Annotated in this window: 14 protein-coding genes; 4 read left to right on the forward strand and 10 right to left on the reverse strand. The window is 71.9% G+C overall.

Annotation, left to right across the window (positions count from 1 at the left end):
- Positions 1–14 precede the first annotated feature (14 nt).
- Positions 15–635: a TetR/AcrR family transcriptional regulator gene (locus tag ACYVLJ_RS29195; protein WP_451977292.1), complete on the forward strand. Its 621-nt coding sequence runs from the start codon at positions 15–17 to the stop codon at positions 633–635.
- On the opposite strand, the gene ACYVLJ_RS29200 is transcribed toward ACYVLJ_RS29195, so the two are convergent.
- Positions 616–1,263, reverse strand: a complete 648-nt coding sequence (locus ACYVLJ_RS29200; RefSeq protein ID WP_460441073.1) for a TetR/AcrR family transcriptional regulator — start codon at positions 1,261–1,263, stop codon at positions 616–618. The genes ACYVLJ_RS29195 and ACYVLJ_RS29200 overlap by 20 nt on opposite strands.
- Before the next feature lie 44 nt (positions 1,264–1,307).
- Here ACYVLJ_RS29200 and ACYVLJ_RS29205 point away from each other — a divergent pair, with 44 nt between their 5' ends.
- Positions 1,308–2,732, forward strand: a complete 1,425-nt coding sequence (locus tag ACYVLJ_RS29205; RefSeq protein ID WP_460441074.1) for an FAD-dependent monooxygenase — start codon at positions 1,308–1,310, stop codon at positions 2,730–2,732.
- A 4-nt stretch (positions 2,733–2,736) separates the two neighbouring features.
- Here ACYVLJ_RS29205 and ACYVLJ_RS29210 read toward each other — a convergent pair whose 3' ends face one another.
- The 3 genes from ACYVLJ_RS29210 to ACYVLJ_RS29220 are packed head-to-tail and all read right to left on the reverse strand — an operon-like array spanning position 2,737 to position 5,144.
- Entirely contained in the window at positions 2,737–3,675 is a 939-nt protein-coding gene (locus tag ACYVLJ_RS29210; protein WP_460441075.1) for a CHAD domain-containing protein, read from the reverse strand.
- Between the two features lie 28 nt (positions 3,676–3,703).
- Positions 3,704–4,687 (reverse strand): 2,3,4,5-tetrahydropyridine-2,6-dicarboxylate N-succinyltransferase, encoded by a 984-nt coding sequence (gene dapD / locus ACYVLJ_RS29215; RefSeq protein WP_460441076.1) that lies wholly within the window; start codon positions 4,685–4,687, stop codon positions 3,704–3,706.
- 28 nt (positions 4,688–4,715) lie between these two features.
- Positions 4,716–5,144 carry a hypothetical protein gene (locus ACYVLJ_RS29220; protein WP_460441077.1) on the reverse strand — a complete coding sequence of 143 codons (429 nt, stop codon included), beginning with the start codon at positions 5,142–5,144 and terminating at the stop codon, positions 4,716–4,718.
- Positions 5,145–5,167: 23 nt separating this feature from the next.
- Here ACYVLJ_RS29220 and dapE point away from each other — a divergent pair, with 23 nt between their 5' ends.
- Positions 5,168–6,226 (forward strand): succinyl-diaminopimelate desuccinylase, encoded by a 1,059-nt coding sequence (dapE, locus tag ACYVLJ_RS29225; protein ID WP_451977275.1) that lies wholly within the window; start codon positions 5,168–5,170, stop codon positions 6,224–6,226.
- Positions 6,227–6,347: 121 nt separating this feature from the next.
- Complete coding sequence (locus ACYVLJ_RS29230) at positions 6,348–7,145, forward strand: zinc metalloprotease (protein ID WP_460441078.1); 798 nt, start codon at positions 6,348–6,350, stop codon at positions 7,143–7,145.
- Here the strand turns inward: ACYVLJ_RS29230 and ACYVLJ_RS29235 are convergent.
- The 6 genes from ACYVLJ_RS29235 to ACYVLJ_RS29260 form a co-directional block, all read right to left on the reverse strand.
- Positions 7,142–8,194, reverse strand: coding sequence for a chitinase (locus ACYVLJ_RS29235; RefSeq protein ID WP_460441079.1), 1,053 nt, complete (start codon positions 8,192–8,194; stop codon positions 7,142–7,144). The two genes, ACYVLJ_RS29230 and ACYVLJ_RS29235, sit on opposite strands and share 4 nt — an antisense overlap.
- Positions 8,195–8,340: 146 nt before the next feature.
- Entirely contained in the window at positions 8,341–9,948 is a 1,608-nt protein-coding gene (locus tag ACYVLJ_RS29240) for a M28 family peptidase (RefSeq protein WP_451977267.1), read from the reverse strand.
- Positions 9,949–10,049: 101 nt separating this feature from the next.
- Positions 10,050–12,314, reverse strand: coding sequence for a M4 family metallopeptidase (locus ACYVLJ_RS29245; RefSeq protein WP_460441080.1), 2,265 nt, complete (start codon positions 12,312–12,314; stop codon positions 10,050–10,052).
- Positions 12,315–12,617: 303 nt separating this feature from the next.
- Positions 12,618–13,883, reverse strand: a complete 1,266-nt coding sequence (locus ACYVLJ_RS29250; protein WP_460441081.1) for a helix-turn-helix domain-containing protein — start codon at positions 13,881–13,883, stop codon at positions 12,618–12,620.
- Between the two features lie 74 nt (positions 13,884–13,957).
- Complete coding sequence (locus ACYVLJ_RS29255; protein WP_460441082.1) at positions 13,958–15,985, reverse strand: M4 family metallopeptidase; 2,028 nt, start codon at positions 15,983–15,985, stop codon at positions 13,958–13,960.
- Positions 15,986–16,423: 438 nt separating this feature from the next.
- A complete protein-coding gene (locus ACYVLJ_RS29260) occupies positions 16,424–17,695 on the reverse strand; it encodes a helix-turn-helix domain-containing protein (RefSeq protein ID WP_460441083.1) in 1,272 nt (423 codons plus the stop codon).
- Positions 17,696–17,729 lie beyond the last annotated feature (34 nt).

The raw sequence follows: 17,729 nt of genomic DNA on the forward strand, positions 1-17,729 counted from the left end.
TAGAGTAACCGTCCATGGCGGTCTCCGACACCCGCTCCCAGCTCCTCGACGCGGCGGAGCACCTCTTCGCCGAGCACGGCTTCCGCGGCGCCTCGGTCCGCGCGATCACCGAGCGTGCCGGGGCGAACCTGGCCGCCGTCGGGTACCACTTCGGGTCGAAGGCGGAGCTCCTGGCCGCCGTCGTCCGCCGCGTGGTCGAGCCCATCACCGCGGCGCAGGCCGCCGGGCTCGACCGGCTGCTGGCCCGGACCCCGCACCCGCCGGTCGCCGACCTGGTCGAGGCGTTCGCGGGTCCGCTGTTCGACGCGATGCTGGCCGGCGGCGCCCGGACGTCCCGGCTGATCATGCGGATCATCGGCGACCCGGCCGAGGAGATGCGCACCTGGACCGGCTCGGCCGAAGCCGCGGTCCGCGATCGCTACCTGGCGGCCTTCGGCGACGCGTTGCCCGGCCTGTCCGAGGCGGAGCTGTGGTTCCGGGTCCGGGGGATCCTCGCCGTGGCGGCCGTGGACCGCGTCGACGTCCACAACGCGCCGGTCCCGGACTGCCCACCCTCGGGCGAACCGGCCCGGCGCTGGGCGATCACGTTCCTGGCGGCGGCGATGAGCGCGCCGCCTAGTAGTCCCGGCCCGTGAAGCCCCGGTAGACGAACCTCGTCAGGGCCTCGACCGCCTCTTCGTCGGTCGGGGGCGTCCAGCCCGCCGGGGCCGGGTCGAGCAGCCACATCTGCGCGAAGCTGTCGACCAGCTGGTACATCATCGCGATCGCCAGCTCCGTGCGGGCCGGCAGGCGCAGGCCCGCCGCCGTGACGTGCGCGAGGTGGCCGGTCAGATCCGCGGCCTGCGTCGCGCCGAAGCTCGCCACCGTGCGCGCGAACGCCTCGTTGACCATCGCCGCCTGACGCAGCGCCTGCATGGTCGCCGCGTGCTCCTTGTAGAAGTCCCAGTACTGCGCGACGTGCCAGCGCACGGCCGCCGGGTCGCTGAAGTCCGACAGGTGGCCTTCGGACAACGCGCTCTCGTCGCCGGATTCGGCCAGGTCGGCCAGGAGCGCCTCGAGCAGCTCTTCCTTGCTCGCGAAGTGGTTGTAGAACGAGCCCGCGGCCCGGCCCGCTTCGGCGGTGATGTCCGTGATCTTCGTGTTCAGGTAGCCCTTCCGCGCGAACACGCGCCGGGCCGCCGCCTTCAGCGCGACCTCGGTCTCCGCGGCCTTCTCCTTGCGGTTCACCGCCACCTCCTTGACGCCGGACGCTAGCAGTGTCATTCTGAATCCAGATTCACTGAATTTCAATTCACTGGGAGGACGACATGGACGTGCGGGTGCTGATCGCGGGGGCGGGACCGACCGGGCTGACCCTGGGCATCGAGCTGGCGCGCCGGGACGTGCCGGTGCGGATCATCGACAAGGCCGAAACCTTCTTCATGGGCTCGCGCGGCGACGGCCTCCAGCCGCGCACGCTGGAGATCTTCGAAGACCTGGGCGTGCTCGACGCCGTGCTGGCGCAGGGGGCCGCGCCGGTGCCGACGCAGATCCACGTCGGGGGCGAGGTCGTCGGCGAGCGGATGATGTTCGACCTGGTCGAGCCGACACCGGAGAAGCCGTACCCGACCGGCTGGTTCCTGGGCCAGTCGCAGACCGAGGCCATCCTGCGCGACCGGCTCGCGGAGTTCGGCGTGCACATCGAGCTCGCGACCGCGCTGACCGGCTTCGAGCAGTCTGCCGACGGCGTCACGGCCACGTTGAGCACCGGCGAGACCGTCCGCGCGGCCTACCTGGTCGGCGCCGACGGCGGCAAGAGCTTTGTCCGCAAAGCCCTGGGGATCGCGTTCGAAGGCACCACCGACGAGTCGATCCGGATGCTGCTCGGCGACGTCCGCGCCGAGGGGCTCGACCGCGGTTTCGGGCACTGGTTCGGCGCGCCGGCCGACCCGATGCGCGGCATGATGTTCAGCCCGCTGCCGGGCACGCCGTGGTTCCAGTTCGGCTCGCCGCTCGGCGACGGGGACCTCGAGGCCGAGACCGCGCTGCCGGCCGTCCAGGCCCGGCTCGACGCGCTGACCGGCGGCGGGATCACGCTGTCGGACCTGGCCTGGTCGACGGTGTGGCGGCCGAACGTGCGGCTGGCGGAGCGGTTCCGCGTGGGCCGGGTCTTCCTGGCCGGCGACTCCGCGCACGTCCACCCGCCGACCGGCGGGCAGGGTCTGAACACCGGCGTCGGCGACGGCTACAACCTGGGCTGGAAGCTCGCCGACGGCTCACCCGGGCTGCTCGACAGCTACGAGGCCGAGCGCCGCACGAACGCGGCCCGCGTCCTGGGCATCTCGACGGAGCTGATGCAGAAGTACACCGACGGCGACGAGGACGCCCACCGGCGCGGCGAGGACACCCAGCAGCTGGACATCAGCTACCGCGGCGGTCCGCTGTCCCCGGCCGGCGACGGCGCGCTGCGGCCGGGCGACCGCGCCCCGGACTCGCCGCTGACCGATGCCGACGGCACCCGCGTCCGGCTGTTCGAGCTGTTCCGCGGCCCGCACGCGACGCGCCTGGTCTTCGGCGACGGCCCGGTGGGGGAGCACGCGTACCGCGTCCTGCCCGCGGGATCGGCCCCGACGCCGGGCGCGCTGGTCGACGACGGCGGCCACGCGTACGCGGCCTACGACGTGAAGCCGGGCACCGAGGTGCTGGTGCGCCCGGACGGCTACGTCTGGTCGGTCTCCCGCGGCTTGTCGTGAGGGATCAGGCGTGCAGGGCGGTGGCGGCGGCGTCGACCGCGGCCCAGGAGTCGCGCCAGGCCGCGCGGGCCTCGGCCCGGCGGGCCAGCTCGCGCTCGGCGATGCGGCCCGCGACGAACCCGACCGGCCCGTCGGCGGACTCCAGCACTGTGCGCATCCGCTCGGCGGCGACGACCGCGTCCTGGTGGTCGCCCAGCACCGTCTGGAAGTCCCGGGTCGCCTTGATCAGTGTCTTGATCTTCGCCGCGCGCTTCTTCTTCGCCGACGTCTGGGCCAGCTCGGCCGCGTACCGGAGCTTCTTGCCGTGGATGCGCAGGGCGTGCAGGTCGTCGTCGGGCGGGTCGGCGGGCAGCGCGCGGACGGCCTTGGCGAGCTTGCGGTGCGGTTTCGCCAGCCCGGCGACGAGGTCGTGCGGGGACTCCGCGACCGCGACGGGCCCCTGGCCGTCCCGGGCCAGCAGGCTCACTTCACGCAGCAGCGTCGAGTACCGGGCGCTTGACAGGGCCCGGGTGAGCCGCCGCTTCGCCGTGGCGCGCTCGGCGACGAACGTCGACACCAGCCGGCGCCCGGCGGCCTGGTCGCGGACCTCGAAGTCGGCGATCACCTCGCGCAGGTGTCCGATGAGGACGTCGTAGTCCCGCACCTCGCCGAGCGATTGGCCGAGCCACCCCAGCTCGGCGCGCACCGGCTCGGCGCCTTCCCCGACCAGGGCGCCGGACAGCTTCAGCACGCTGCGCATCCGCCGCAGGGCGACGCGCATCTGGTGCAGGTCCTCGGGATCGGCGCCCGAGCGCGTGCCGGGTTCGTGCGCGAGCAGGGCGCGGATCTCCCGGTCGAGCTTGGCGCGGACGTGGTGGACCGCCGGATCGGCCGGGCCCGCTTCGACAGGCGCGTCGGGCAGGCCCAGCTCAGCCGGAGTGAGTGGCAACGATTCGGTGGTCACCACATGAATTGTAGGTGAACTACGGCCTTCAGTCGTTGGCGTGGAGGATCGAGTTCAGCTCGACACCCGAGCCGGTCCGCGGCACGACCTCGACCGCGCCGGTGCCGGAGTTGCGGCGGAAGACGGCGCCGGAGATGCCGTTGAGCTCGCGGGCCTTGACGACCTTGCCGTCGACGACGACCTTCGTGCCGGCCGTGACGTACAGCCCGGCCTCGACGACCGCGTCGTCGCCCAGCGAGATCCCGACGCCGCCGTTCGCGCCGATCAGGCAGCGCTCGCCCAGCGAGATCGTCTCCTTGCCGCCGCCCGAGAGCGTGCCCATGATCGACGCGCCGCCGCCGACGTCCGAACCGTCGCCGACGACCACGCCGGCCGAGATCCGGCCCTCGACCATGGACGCACCGAGCGTGCCGGCGTTGAAGTTGACGAAGCCCTCGTGCATCACGGTCGTGCCGGACGCCAGGTGCGCGCCGAGCCGCACGCGGTCCGCGTCGCCGATCCGGACGCCGGACGGCAGGACGTAGTCGACCATCCGCGGGAACTTGTCGACGCTGTAGACGGTCACCGCGCCGCGCGAGCGCAGGCGCAGCCGCGTCGTCTCGAAGCCCTCGACCGGGCACGGGCCGTGGTTGGTCCACACGACGTTGGCCAGCAGGCCGAACATGCCGTCGAGGCTCTGGCCGTGCGGCCGGACCAGCCGGTGGGAGAGCAGGTGCAGCCGCAGGTAGATGTCGTGCGTGTCGGCCGGGGCGTCGGCGAGCCTGCCGATCGTGGTGCGGACGGCGACGACCTCGACCCCGCGGTCGGTGTCCGGGCCGAGCAGCGCCGTGGCGGCCTCGCCGAGCAGCTCCTTGGCTTCCTCGGCACCGAGGCGGTCCGTGCCGGGCGTGCCGCCTTCGATCAGCTTCGGGTGCGGGTACCAGGTGTCGAGGACCGTCCCGTCGGTCGCGACGGTGGCCAGCCCGACGCCGCTGGCGCCGGTCGTTTCGGGGTTCGGGCTCTGCTCGCTCACGCCCGACACGGTAGTCGAGTGACGAGCGTCAACCACTCGTGGGCCGGGCTGCGACCTGCTTCTTCAGGTCGCTCAGGGCGGCGGCGATGTCGACCAGCGCCTGGGTGCACGAGCCGCCCGGCTCGGGCACCGTCGTGCAGCTCGCGCCGCGGAAGGCCTTGACCGCCCGGTCGAGCTGGTCCGCGTCGGCGACCAGCTGCGGGTCGCGGTCGTCCGCCCGCTTGCGCGCCGAGCCCGGGACGTTGCCGACCTCCGTGACGTACTTCTCGCAGCCCTTCGGCAGCTGGGTGCGCGGGCTCGCGTAGCACTGGTCGACGGTCAGCGCGTCCAGCTTCGTCGGGAGCGCGTCCGGCCCGGGCTCGCCGCCCTGCTTGGGGGTCGGGCCCGCTTCGGTGCCGCAGCCGGACAGGACGAGGACCAGCAACGTGCCGCCGACGGCGACGGGGAACCTGCGCACACCCTCACGGTAGCGTGCCGGGCATGAGCCTCGACCTGCACGCCGACCCCGTCGACCTGACCGCCGCGCTCGTGGACGTCTTCAGCGTCTCCGGCAGCGAGGCCGAGCTGGCGACGCTCGTGCAGGAGGCGCTCGAGAAGCAGGCGCCCCACCTCGAGGTGATCCGCAGCGGCGACGCCGTCCTCGCGCGCACGAACCTCGGCCGCGCGTCACGGGTCGTGCTCGCCGGGCACCTGGACACGGTGCCGGAGAACGGGAACCTGCCGTCGCGGCGCGAGGGCGACATCCTGCACGGCCTCGGCACGGTCGACATGAAGAGCGGCGACGCGGTGTTCCTGCACCTCGCGGCGACGCTGTCTTCGCCCAAGCACGACATGACCTTCGTTTTCTACGACAACGAAGAGGTCGAGGCGGTCAAGAACGGCCTGGGCCGCATCGAGCGCGAGCTGCCGGAGTGGCTCGCGGGCGACCTGGCGATCGTCGGCGAGCCGTCGAACGGCGTGATCGAGGCCGGCTGCCAGGGCACCATGCGCGTCGAGCTGAGCCTCGCCGGGAAGCGCGCGCACACCGCGCGGGCGTGGATGGGGGAGAACGCGATCCACGCGCTGGCCGAGCCCCTGCGGAGGCTGGCGGAGTACGCGCCGCGGATCGTCGACATCGACGGGCTGACCTACCGCGAGGGTCTCCAGGCGACGAAGATCGGCGGCGGCGTCGCCGGGAACGTCGTGCCCGACGCGGCGGTGCTGACGGTCAACTTCCGCTTCGCGCCCGACCGCACGCCGGAGGCGGCGGAACGCCACGTGCGCGAGGTGTTCGACGGGTACGAACTGTCCGTTGTGGACATGTCACCGGGCGCCCTCCCGGGCCTGTCCGCCCCGGCGGCGGCCGAGCTGGTGACGGCGGCGGGCGGCCGCGCGGCGGCGAAGCTGGGCTGGACGGACGTGGCGCGCTTCGCGGCACTCGGCATGCCGGCGGTCAACTTCGGCCCGGGCAACCCGACCCTGGCGCACACGAAGCAGGAGAACGTCCGGACGGCGGAGATCCGCCAGGTGACGGACGTGCTCCGCAAGTTCCTCGGCTGAGTGGCCGTCGTCACACTCGAAGCGCTGAGCTGCGGTGACGCTCCGCCACCGGGCGTCACCGCAACCTTTCCCGCGCGCGGTCCGTATCCCCTGGTGAAAGCCGCATGTCCGGGAGGGACTCATGCCGAAAACCGCGAGACGGGCCGCGGCCGTCGCCGCGCTCGCACTGGCGGTCGTCGGGGGGCTCACCGCCTGTGAGCAGCAGCCCGTCGCCGCGCCCGCGGCCGGGCCCGTCCGCACCGACATCGGGGACGCCACGGCCCTGCCGCCGCCGCCCGCCGAGCAGCCCCGGCAGCCCGCGACGCAGGCCGGGCAGCAGATCACCTTCCCGCGGACCGGCTCCGCCCAGTGGATGTTCACCCCCGGCAGCGACCAGGTCGCGGGCACGCAGGGCAAGCTCATGCGCTACCGGATCGCCGTCGAGACCGACATCGACGGCGTCGGGCCCACCGACTTCGCCAAGAAGATCCGGGGCATCCTCGGCGACCCGCGCGGCTGGACCGGCGGTGGCGAGTGGCGGCTGCAGCAGGTCGGCCCCGAGGACGACGCCGACTTCACGATCTACCTGGCGACGCCGGCCAGCCGGGACATGCTGTGCGGCGGCAGCCCGGACGGCTACACGTCCTGCCGCAACGGCAGCAACGTCGTGCTCAACGTCGCCCGCTGGGCCGGCGCCGTCCCGAACTACGGCGCCTCGCTGGACGTCTACCGCCAGTACATGGTGACGCACGAGACCGGGCACCGGCTCGGCCACGGCCACGAGCTGTGCCCGGGTGCGGGCCGGCCGGCGCCGGTGATGGAGCAGCAGACGCTCGGGCTGCACGGCTGCGTCCCGAACCCGTGGCCGTTCCCGAACGGCCGCGAGTACGCCGGCCCGTCGGGCGAGTACGACGACCCGATCCCGGCCGGCGACTCTTAGCGGCCCTGCAACGACTTCACGTTGTTGCCGAACGTCCAGCCCTTCGAGCCGTCCCAGTTGATCGACCAGTCCATGAGCCCCTTCAGGCCCGAAACCGACCGCCACGCCTGGGAAACCAGGCTCGTCGACAGGTAGCCGCCGCCCGCGCCGGGCTGGGCGGGCAGGCCCGGGACCTGCTTGTCGTACGGCACGCGGATCGTGGTGCCCTGCACGACCAGGCCCTGGTTGAGGCAGTTCGTCTGCACGGTGAAGCCCTGCACGGTCCCGGCCTCGTACGAGTCGCCGGAGCAGCCGTACATGGATCCGTTGTAGTACTGCATGTTCAGCCACCACAGCCGGCCGTTGTCCGCGTACTTCTTGACGATCGGCAGGTACGCGCCCCAGATCGAGCCGTAGGTGATGCTGCCGCCGGTCACGTACGCGGTTTCGGGCGCCATCGTCAGCCCGAAGTTCGACGGCATCTGCGCGAGCACGCCGTCGATGATCCGGACCAGGTTCGCCTGCGACGCCGAGAGCGTCTTGATGTTCCCGCTGCCGGTCAGGCCGGTCTCGATGTCGATGTCGATCCCGTCGAAGTTGTACTTCTTCAGGATCGGCACGATCGTCGCGACGAACTTGTCGGCGACCGCGGACGACGACAGGTCGATCCCGGCCGCCGCGCCGCCGATGGACATCAGGATCGTGGCGCCCGCGGCCTTCGCCGCGCACATCTCGGCGGGCGTCGACACCTTGACCCCGGCGTCCATCCCGTCCTCCCACAACACGGTCCCGTCGGACCGGATCACCGGGAAGGCGGCGTTGAGGACGTTGTAGCCGTGCTGGGCCATGCGGCTGTCGGTGATCGGGATCCAGCCGAGCCCGGGGTGGACGCCGTTCGCGGCGCCGTCCCAGTTCTCCCAGTACCCCTGGAGGACCTTGCCCGCGGGGCGCGACTTCACCGCGCACGTGTCGGCCTGCACCGCCCCCTGCGCGGGGGCCGGCACGAGCAGCGGGACGGCCAAAGCCGCTGCCAGAAGGGTTCCGAACAGGCGGTTTCTGCGACCGGACATACCGATTCCCATCGTCGTCGAGGGCGAACGCGGCGTGTGCCACCAACATAAGTGCCGCGGGAACCGGTGACTACCTACGAACGGGTGGTGGTCTAGACAAATGTGGGGGCGGCACTTTCCCTGGGGAAGTGCCGCCCCCGAGACGGTCAGACGGTCAGCGTCCAGGAGGACAGGTATCCGGTGTCGGCCGGGCCGACGTCGCGGATCCGCAGCTGCCACGCGCCGTTCGCGGCCTCGGACGAGGCGTTGACGGTGTAGGTGGTGTCGAGGTTCGGCGTCGAGTCGCTGCTGGAGTTCTTCAGCCGGTACGCCGTGCCGTCCGGGGCGACGAGGTCGATGACCAGGTCACCGCGGTAGGTGTGGGTGATGTGCACCTCCACCTTGGTGGCGTTCGACGCGTTGCGCGCGCAGCCCGCCACGGAGTTCGTGCTGTTCACGGCCGCACCCGGGTAGTCCGGGATGTCGAGGCGCGCCGAGTTGGTCACCGCCGCGCACGACGAGCTGCCGATGCCGAGCGAGAACGTCGCCGTGTGGTCGGCGTTCGCGCCGTCCGCGGTCACGGTGACCGGGAAGCTGCCGGTCGGAGTCGAAGCCGATGTCGTGATGGTCAGCGTCGAGGAGCCACCGGAGGAGATGGTGGCCGGGCTGAACGACGCCGTCGCGCCCGCGGGCAGGCCCGAGGCCGACAGTGAAATCGACTGCGCGCTCCCGGACGTCGTCGTGGTGTTCACGGCGACCTGCAGCGACTGTCCCGGTTGGACGGTTCCGGCGGTGGGGTTGAGCGCGACGGAGTAGTCGTTGCCGGTCGTCGTGGCGACGGCCAGCTTCCACAGCGCGTACCCGATCGCGTCGGAGTTCTTCTCCAGCGGGGTGTCCGGGATGTTCGACGTCGTGTCGCACGCGCGGTGGTAGCAGTTGTCGAACGGCGAACCCGCGGTGCCGCCCCACTTCTGGGCCTGCGCCGCGCTCTTGATGTCGCCCGCGCCGGTGGCCAGACCGCCGACCGGGATGCCCGCGCTCTTGAACGACGCGTGGTCGGAGCGGCCGTCGCCTTCGCTGTCTCCCTCGGTCTGGATGCCGATCGAGGAGAAGTACTCGTCGAAGACCGCCTTGATCGACGCGACGTCGTCGTAGACGAAGTAGCCCCAGTTCTTGGAGCCGATCATGTCGAAGTTGAGGTAGGTCTTGATCTTCGTGCGCTCGCTGCTCGGCAGGTTGTTGACGTAGTACTTGGAGCCGACCAGGCCGGACTCCTCGTCGGCCCACCAGGCGAACCGGACGCGCTTGGCCATCGCCGGGTTGGTGCGGGCCAGCGTCAGCGCGACCTCGAGGATCGACGCGCTGCCGGAGCCGTTGTCGTTGATCCCGGGCCCGGCGCTGACGGAGTCGAGGTGCGCGCCGAGCATGATGACCTGGCTCGCGTCACCCTGCGGCCACTCCGCGATGAGGTTCTGCGACTGGCCGAGGCAGCTGGTGCACGTCTGCCTCGACGTCGTGTAGCCGGCGTTCTTCAGCAGGTTTTCCACGTAGGACACCGATGCCGCGTACCCGCCGCCGCGGGCCGAGCGCGTGCCGCCGTTGTTGTTCGCGATGGTCTGCAGCTGGTTGAGGTGGGTCTTGATGTTGGCCAGGGAGATGTCCGGCGCGGCGAGCGCGGTGGCGGCGGTGGCTGTGGCGCCTCCGGGCGCGGTCACCACACCCAGCACGGCGGCCAGGGCGGTGACCCCGGCGCCGATCTTGCTCTTCCACTTCATGGCGGTGAATTCCTTCGGTGGGGGTTGGGAGAACCGCCGTGAATGCCACATTGAGGGACTTGAAGTCCCTCAATGTGGCATTCACGGACTTCGGGGGAGTGCTACACGGTCAACGTCCAGGAGGACAGGTAACCGGTGTCGGCGGGGCCGACGTCTCGGATGCGGAGCTGCCACGCGCCGTTCGCGGCTTCCGAAGAAGCGTTGACGGTGTAGGTGGTGTCGATGTTCGGCGTCGAGTTGCTGGACGAGTTCTTCAGCCGGTAGGCGGTGCCGTCCGGCGCGACCAGGTCGAGGACCAGGTCACCGCTGTAGGTGTGGGTGATGTGCACCTCGACCTTGGTGGCGTTGGACGCGTTGCGCGCGCAGCCCGCCACGGTGGTGGTGCTGCTGACCGCGGCACCCGGGTAGTCCGGGATGGTCAGCCGGGTCGAATTGGTCACCGCGGCGCACGAGCCCGTGGTCCCGACGCTCAGCGTGTACTGCGCCGTGTGGTCGGTGCTCGCCCCGTCGGCGGTGATGGTGATCGGGAAGCTGCCGGCCGGAGTCGACGCGGAGGTCGCGATGGTCAGCGTCGAGCTGCCGCCGGAGGAGATGGTGGCCGGGGTGAACGTCGCGGTCGCGCCGGCGGGCAGGCCCGAGGCGGACAGCGTGATCGACTGCGCCGCGCCGGAGGTGATCGCGGTGCTGATCGTGGTGGTCGCCGAGGCGCCCGGCTGCACCGAACCCGAAGCCGGGTTCAGCGCGACGGAGAAGTCCGGCCCGCCACCGCTGCACGAGGCCGGCTCACCGGTCGCGGCGGTGACGGAGACGGCGTCCCACGCGGCCTTGGTGGCGTTGAACTCGGTGCAGCTGCCGGGGAAGAGCGCGATCGCGGCTTCGAGGGTCGCCTTGCGGGCGGCCTTGTGGTTCCACGACGAGGTCTTCTTCAGCAGGCCGTTGTAGAAGATCTTGCCGGCCTTCTGGATGCCGACCCCGGTGACCGACGAGTTGTTGCACGTCGGGCTGGCCGGCTTGCCGCCACCCGGGTTCGAGCCCTCGGCGAGCAGGTAGAACCAGTGGTTCTGCGGGCCGGCCGCGGCGTGCACTTCGGTGCTCGGGATCGACGATGAGTAGCAGTTCGGGTCGCCGACCTTCGACGGCTGGTACATGTAGCGGATCGGGCCCTGGCCGACCAGGTTGACGCCCTCGCCGACCTCGTAGTCCGGGGTGTCCTTGGCGTTGTTCGCGTACGCCTCGGTCAGCGCGCCGAAGATGTCGCCGGTCGACTCGTTCATGCCGCCGTTCTCGTTGCCGGAACCGGCACCGCCCGGGGTGAACTGGAAGATGCCGTGCCCGAACTCGTGGCCGACGACGTCCATCGAGGTGGCCTGGCGCTGGTTGTCCTGCGAGTGGCCGAAGTGCGTCGACGAGCCGTTCCAGTAGGCGTTGACGTCGGCGAGGCCGACGGACGCCGGGTAGCCGGTGCCGCTGCCGTTGATGCCGTTGCGGCCGAGCCAGTCGGCGAGCATCTTCCACTCGGTCTGGACGCTGTAGAGGACGTCGACGCAGCCGGTCTCGAGGTCCGTGCCGGTGCCGTTGCCCCAGTTGTTGTCCGGTCCACTGTAGACGGAGCCGCCCTCGCGGCCGCAGCTGATGCCGGTCCGGCCCGGGTCGCGCAGCGTGTACGTGCTGCCGGACTGCGTGGTGTCGATGGAGACGTTGCCGACGTAGTAGCTGTTGCCGGTGCCGGCCACGTTCACCGTGCCCGGCTGGGCCTGGGTGCGCGCCCCGGAGGCGAACGTCTTCACGTCGTCGCGCTTGTCGAGCACCGCGCCGGTCGCGGCGTCGACGAACACGTGCAGGTTGCTCGGCGCCGCGGCGGTGCGCCCGGCGACGACGACCTCGTAGGCCAGCTTGGGGCTCGCCCCGGCCAGCACGACCTTCTCCGGCGTGCTCACACTGTCCACTGTGGGCAGTTGAGCGCGTGCGGTGGCCGCGGCCTTCGCGGCGTCGAGCGCGGCCTGCGTCCCGACGGTGATCGGCGCGGTTTCGGCGGCACTGGTGCCGCGGACGCGGCCGGCCCCGTCGGCGACGACCACGGCGTCGCCGCCCACGACCCGCAGGCCCTGGTATGTCCGCTGGTAGGCGCCGTAGAACAGCCCGCCGCCACCGGCGGTGAGCCCGACGCGCCGGAAAGATTCCGCTGGTCCGCGCTTGAGCGCGTCCAGTCCCGAAACGGCGGCCTGGTCGGCGGCGCGGGCCGCGGCGACATCCGGTGCGGCGGGCTGGGCCGCCGGAGCCGCGCTCGCCGGGGTCACCGGCAGCGCGAGCGTCATGGCGAGCCCGGCGGCGGCCGCCAAGCCCGTTCTGAACCCACGATGGGTCATCGAGTTCTTCCTTCCACGAAGGAGGGGCGGTGAAGGAAAGGGGGACGTGTCCCGGGGATCAACAGGAGGTATGCGTCCGGACGCATCCGAGTAAAGGGACCCGGGCATCCGGGCGTCAATGCGCCGAACGGACCAACGTCACCTTTCGGATTCGCGACCCAATTCGTACAAACCCCGCCCGTGCTGGGCGTTCTCACCGCATTCCGCGCCGGAACGACTTTCGTAGGGACTGTCCCGGACACCATCCGAACGCCGGACGATCTCGATCACCGGGAATCGTTCGTGGTGCTCAGGAAAACGTTGTCAGTCGGCTTCCGCGCCCAACGCGATCAGCCCGTTCCGCAGCACGTTCGCGGCTTCTTCCCGCCGTCCGGTCTCGCCCAAGAGCTCGCTCAACGGCCGCAGCGCGCGCACGAGCACACCCCGCGCCCCGAGCCCGGTGGCGAGCTCGACCGCCGTCCGCAGGTACTCCGCCGCGCCCCGGACGTCGCCGCGGGCCCGCGCCAGCGCGCCCAGCTGCAGCCGCAGCTCCGCCGCCAGCGACGTACCCGCCACCACCGACGGCCGCACCTGGTCGAGCAGCGCGGACGCCGTCTCCAGCCGGCCCGCGGCCAGGTACTCCGCCGCCAGCTCGACCGTGATCGCCGGGACGTCGTCCGGCCAGGCCGTTTCCCGCGCCGCGCCGAGGTCGGCCAGCGCGCCCTCGACGTCACCCGCGCGGCCGCGGACCCGGGCCCTGGCCAGCAGGCAGTGCGCCATCGCCGGGTGCAGCGCCCGTTCCTGCATCAGGTCGTAGGCCGCCGAGACCGACGCGGCCGCGTCGGCGAACCGGTCGGCCGCCAGGTGGCTGCGGCACACCTCGACGTGACTGCGGGTCAGCTCGGCCAGCACCGCCGGCCCGCCCCGGGTGAGCCGCAGCGCCGACTCGGCGTACTCCGCGGCCCGCTCCAGATCGCCTTGCCGCAGGTGCCGCTCGGCGAGGCACGCCCGCAGGGTCAACAGCATCGACGGCTGCGGGTAGCCGTCGCGCAGCAGCTCCGCGTGGCAGGTTTCCAGCAGGTGCAAGGAATACTGCGCCTCGCCCCAGTCGGAGAGCACGGCCGCGCGCAGCGGGACGACCATCGCCCGCACCGGCGGCGGCTCGCCCGACAACGCGGTTTCGGCCTCCGCGACGTACTTCGTGCGGACGTCGCCGCTCGAGTACCCGGCCAGCCACAGCAGCGCGATCCCGGCCTGCCGCGGCCGTTCCAGGCGTTCGGCCTGGCGCCGGATCCGCTGCATCCGCGGCGTCGCGCGGCGGGCGTCGCCGGTGAGGAACCGGTCCGCCGTCTCGATCAGCTCGAGATCCAGCTCCAGGAGCTCCCGCGGCGAGCTGCCGCCGAGCAACTCGTCGGGGTCGATGCCCAGCTGCTGGGCGAAGAACCGCAGCGCGTCGCCGGACGGGGTCCGCGCGCCTGTCTCGACCGAAGACACGTACGCCGCCGAATACTGCGGCCCGGCCAGTTCGCGCTGCGTGAGCCCGCGCTCGGTGCGCAGCTCACGCAAGCGTTCGCCGACGCTGTCGCTCACTCGGGCCGCCTTTCCACGGGTTCAGGGTAGGCCGCGCGGCGGCGGGGGAGTCGCCCGCCGCCGCGCGACCGGGCTCAGCAGGCGCCGGCGTCGCTCCACACGGCCCACGAACCGGGTGCGCCGGGCTCGGCTCCGGTCGAGTACCAGGTGGACGTCCACTTGTGACCGTTGTGGCTCACGACGTCGTTGGGCACGTAGGCCTTCGCGGAGTCCCACTCGGCGAGCCCGCCGCAGCCGGTCGGCGGGGTGCCGGTGCCGACGGTCAGCGAGAACTGCGCGGTGTGGTCGGCGTCGGTGCCGTCACCGGTGACCGTCACCTGGCTGGTGCCCTGCGGCGTGGTCGCCGAGGTGGTGATGGTCAGCGTCGACGTCCCGCCGGACTGGACGCTCGCCGGGCTGAAGGTCGCCTTGGCGCCCTCGGGCAGGCCGGTGGCCAGCAGCGACACGGTCTGGGCGTTGCCCGACGTGATCCGGGTGGTCACCGTCGTGGTCGCCGTCTGTCCGGGTTGGACGGACGCGGACGTCGGCGACAGCGTCAGCGAGTAGTCGTTGCCGGCCGGCGGCTGGCCGCTGCAGGTCGGCTCACCGGTCGCGGCGGTGACGGAGACGGCGTCCCACGCGGCCTTGGTGGCGTTGAACTCGGTGCAGCTGCCGGGGAAGAGCGCGATCGCGGCTTCGAGGGTGGCCTTGCGGGCGGCCTTGTGGTTCCAGGAGGACGTCTTCTTCAGCAGGCCGTTGTAGAAGATCTTGCCCGCCTTCTGGATGCCGATGCCGGTGACGGTCGAGCCGTTGCACGTCGGACTGGCCGGCGAGGCGTTGCTGCCCTCGGCGAGCAGGTAGAACCAGTGGTTCTGCGGGCCGGCCGCGGCGTGCACCTCGGTGCTCGGGATCGACGACGAGTAGCAGTTCGGGTCGCCCTCCTGCGACGGGTTGTACATGTACCGGATCGGGCCCGTGCCGGTGAGGTTGACGCCCTCGCCGACGGTGTAGTCCGGCGTGTCGACGGGGTTGTTGGCGTAGTGCTCGGTCAGCGCGCCGAAGATGTCGCCGGTCGACTCGTTGAGCCCGCCGTTCTCGTTGCCGGACCCGGCGCCACCGGGCGTCGTCTGGAAGATCGCGTGCCCGAACTCGTGCCCGACGACGTCCATCGGCGTCGCCTGGCGCTGGTTGTCCTGGGAGTGCCCGAAGTGCGTCGAGGAGCCGTCCCAGTAGGCGTTGACGTCGTTGAGGCCGACGCTCGCGCGGAAGCCGCCGCCGGCCCCGTCGATGCCGTTGCGGCCGAGCCAGTCGCCGAGCATCTTCCACTCGGTCTGGACGCTGTAGAGGGCGTCGACGCAGCCGGTTTCGAGGTCGGTGCCCGAGCTGTTGCCCCAGGTGTTGCTGCTCTTGGTGAAGATCGCGCCGCCTTCGCGGCCGCAGGCGATGCCGCGGCGGGACGGGTCGGTCATCGAGTAGGAGCTGCCGGAGCCGGACGTGTCGATCGAGACGGTCCCGGCGTAGTAGGAGTTGCCGGTGCCCGCCTCGCGGACGTCGTCGCGGGTGTCGAGGACCTGGCCGGTCGCGCCGTCGACGAAGACGTGCAGCTTGGTCGGCTTGGCGTTGTCGCGGCCGCTGACGACGACTTCGTAGGCGAGCTTGGGAGCGTCGCCGGCCAGCACGACGAGCTGGGGCGCGCTGACGGTGTCCACTGTGGACACCTTGGCCCTGGCGATCCTGGTGGCCTGCTCGGCTTCGAGCGTCGGCTGGGTCGTGACGGCGATCGGAGCGGTGTGCGCCGCTTCGGTGCCGCGGACGCGCCCGGCGCCGTCGGCGACGACGACCGCGTCGCCGCCGACGACCGGCAGGCCGTGGTAAGTGCGCTGGTAGGAGGCGTAGTAGAGGCCGCCGCCGCCCGGCGTGACGCCGGTGCGGACGAACGTCTCGGCGGCGCCCTTGGCGAGCCGGTCGACGCCGCTGAGCGCGGCCTGGTCGGCGGCCCGGGCGGCGAGCGCCTCGGGCGGGACGGCTTGGGGCTGGGCCGGGGCGGCGGTGGCCGGGATCGCCGGCACCGCGAAGGTCAGGACCAGGCCGGCGATCGCCGCCAGCCCTCGTGGGGATCTCATGGGGCACCTTTCCGGGGGACGCGGGGAGTGTGTCCAGCGGAATAACTGGTGTTATTGGGCTGGACGCGTCCGAGTAAAGGTTCCGGTCGCCGGTCGGTCAATGGGCCGAACGGCCCAGCCCCCGCCGTCGAAGATCACGGCCCGTCGGACAAAACCGCAGGAAACCCCCGCCTTGCCGACTGGTCTGAACCAATTCACCAACTTTGGTAGGAAACTTGCCCAGCCCGGACCACCACCCCGCCGTGGTCCACCGTGTCGACCCTTCAATCACGAGTGATGCCCCTTCAATCACGCGTGATGCCTCCCCAATCACGCGAGATGCCCGTCCGGGCACCCGAGTCCCGGCCCGAGCCTGTGACGGGAGGGGCATCACACGTGATTGGACGGGCATCACGCGTGATCAGAGGGGCATCACGCGTGATTGTGGGGTCGGCACGGTCAGGCGTCGGGGGTGGCGGAGTCCAGGCCTTGGCGGTAGGCCTCGATGGCTTCGTCGAGATGACCACGTTGTCGGAGGACGTCGCCGAGGCGGAGGGACGTCGAGACGGCCGCGCCGTGCAGGGACGCGCGGGTCTGGATTTCCGCCGCTTCGCGCAGGAGGCGGGTCGCGGTGGGGAGGTCGCCGTGGGCCTGGGCGATCTGGCCGCGCAGGCCCGTTGCCTCGCCCAGGGCTTCGACGTCGCGGGCCAGCAGGGGCCAGACCGCCGAGACCAGGGACGCCGCTTCGGCGGGCGCGCCCTGGCGAAGCCGGACCTCGGCCAGCTCGAGCGTCGCCCCCGCGACGCCCTCCTCCGCGCCGATCGCGGCCAGCTGGTCCCGCGCGGCCGTCAGCTCCGAGCGCGCTTCCTCGAGCCGGCCGAGCCGACGCAGGAGGTACCCGCGCGCCCAGCGGCAGCGGGCCGCGTCGCGCTCGAACCCCACCGACGCGAACAGGCGGCACGCCTCGATCAGGTCCTGCTCGGCCCGGTCGGACTGACCCGTCGCCTGCCACACCTGCGATGCCTGCCGGTGGAACCGCGCGACGAAGTCCGGCCGCGTCGCCGCCTTCGCCAGCCGGTGGCCGGCGAGGGCCGCGCGCTGCGCCCGGTGCAGCCCGCCCATCTCCATCAGCGGGTGGATCAACGCGCTGAGCAGGCACAACTCGGCATCGGGGTCGAGATCGGGGGCGGCCAGGGCCGTCTCGACGCGCGCGATCGCCGTGCCCGCGTCGCCGCTCAGGTACCGGCAGCCCGACCACCGGTGCACGATCATCGCCCGCAGCCACGGCGGCGCCGCACCGGCCAGCTCCTCGGCGTGCTCCAGCTGCTTCTGCGCGGCCGAGACGTCGAACAGCTGCCATTTGACCTCGGCCTGGCAGAACCGCGCGTAGCACTCGACGTCGTCGAGGTGGTAGCCCGCCGCCTGCCGCGCGACCGACGCGAACCGCTCTTCCGCGACAGCGACCCGGCCCTGTTCCAGGTCGCGGTAACCCTCGTCGAGCGACGCGCGCAGCTCGTCGGCGACGCCGCGGGGACGGCCGAAGCGCAGCTCGTCGACGGTCAGGCCGAGCCGTCGTGCCAGGTAGGTCAGCATCTCCTCGGACGGCGGCCGGCTGCCGGTCTCGACCTTCGCCAGGAAGCCGCGGTCGTAGCCGGGCTCGGCCAGCTCGCGCTGGGTCCACCCGCGGTCGGTGCGCAGCCGCCGGATCCGCGCGCCGAGCGGTTCGGTCATGGGACCACGGTAGGTCATCAGCACCGAAGCCGCG

The organism is Amycolatopsis stemonae (assembly GCF_054781455.1).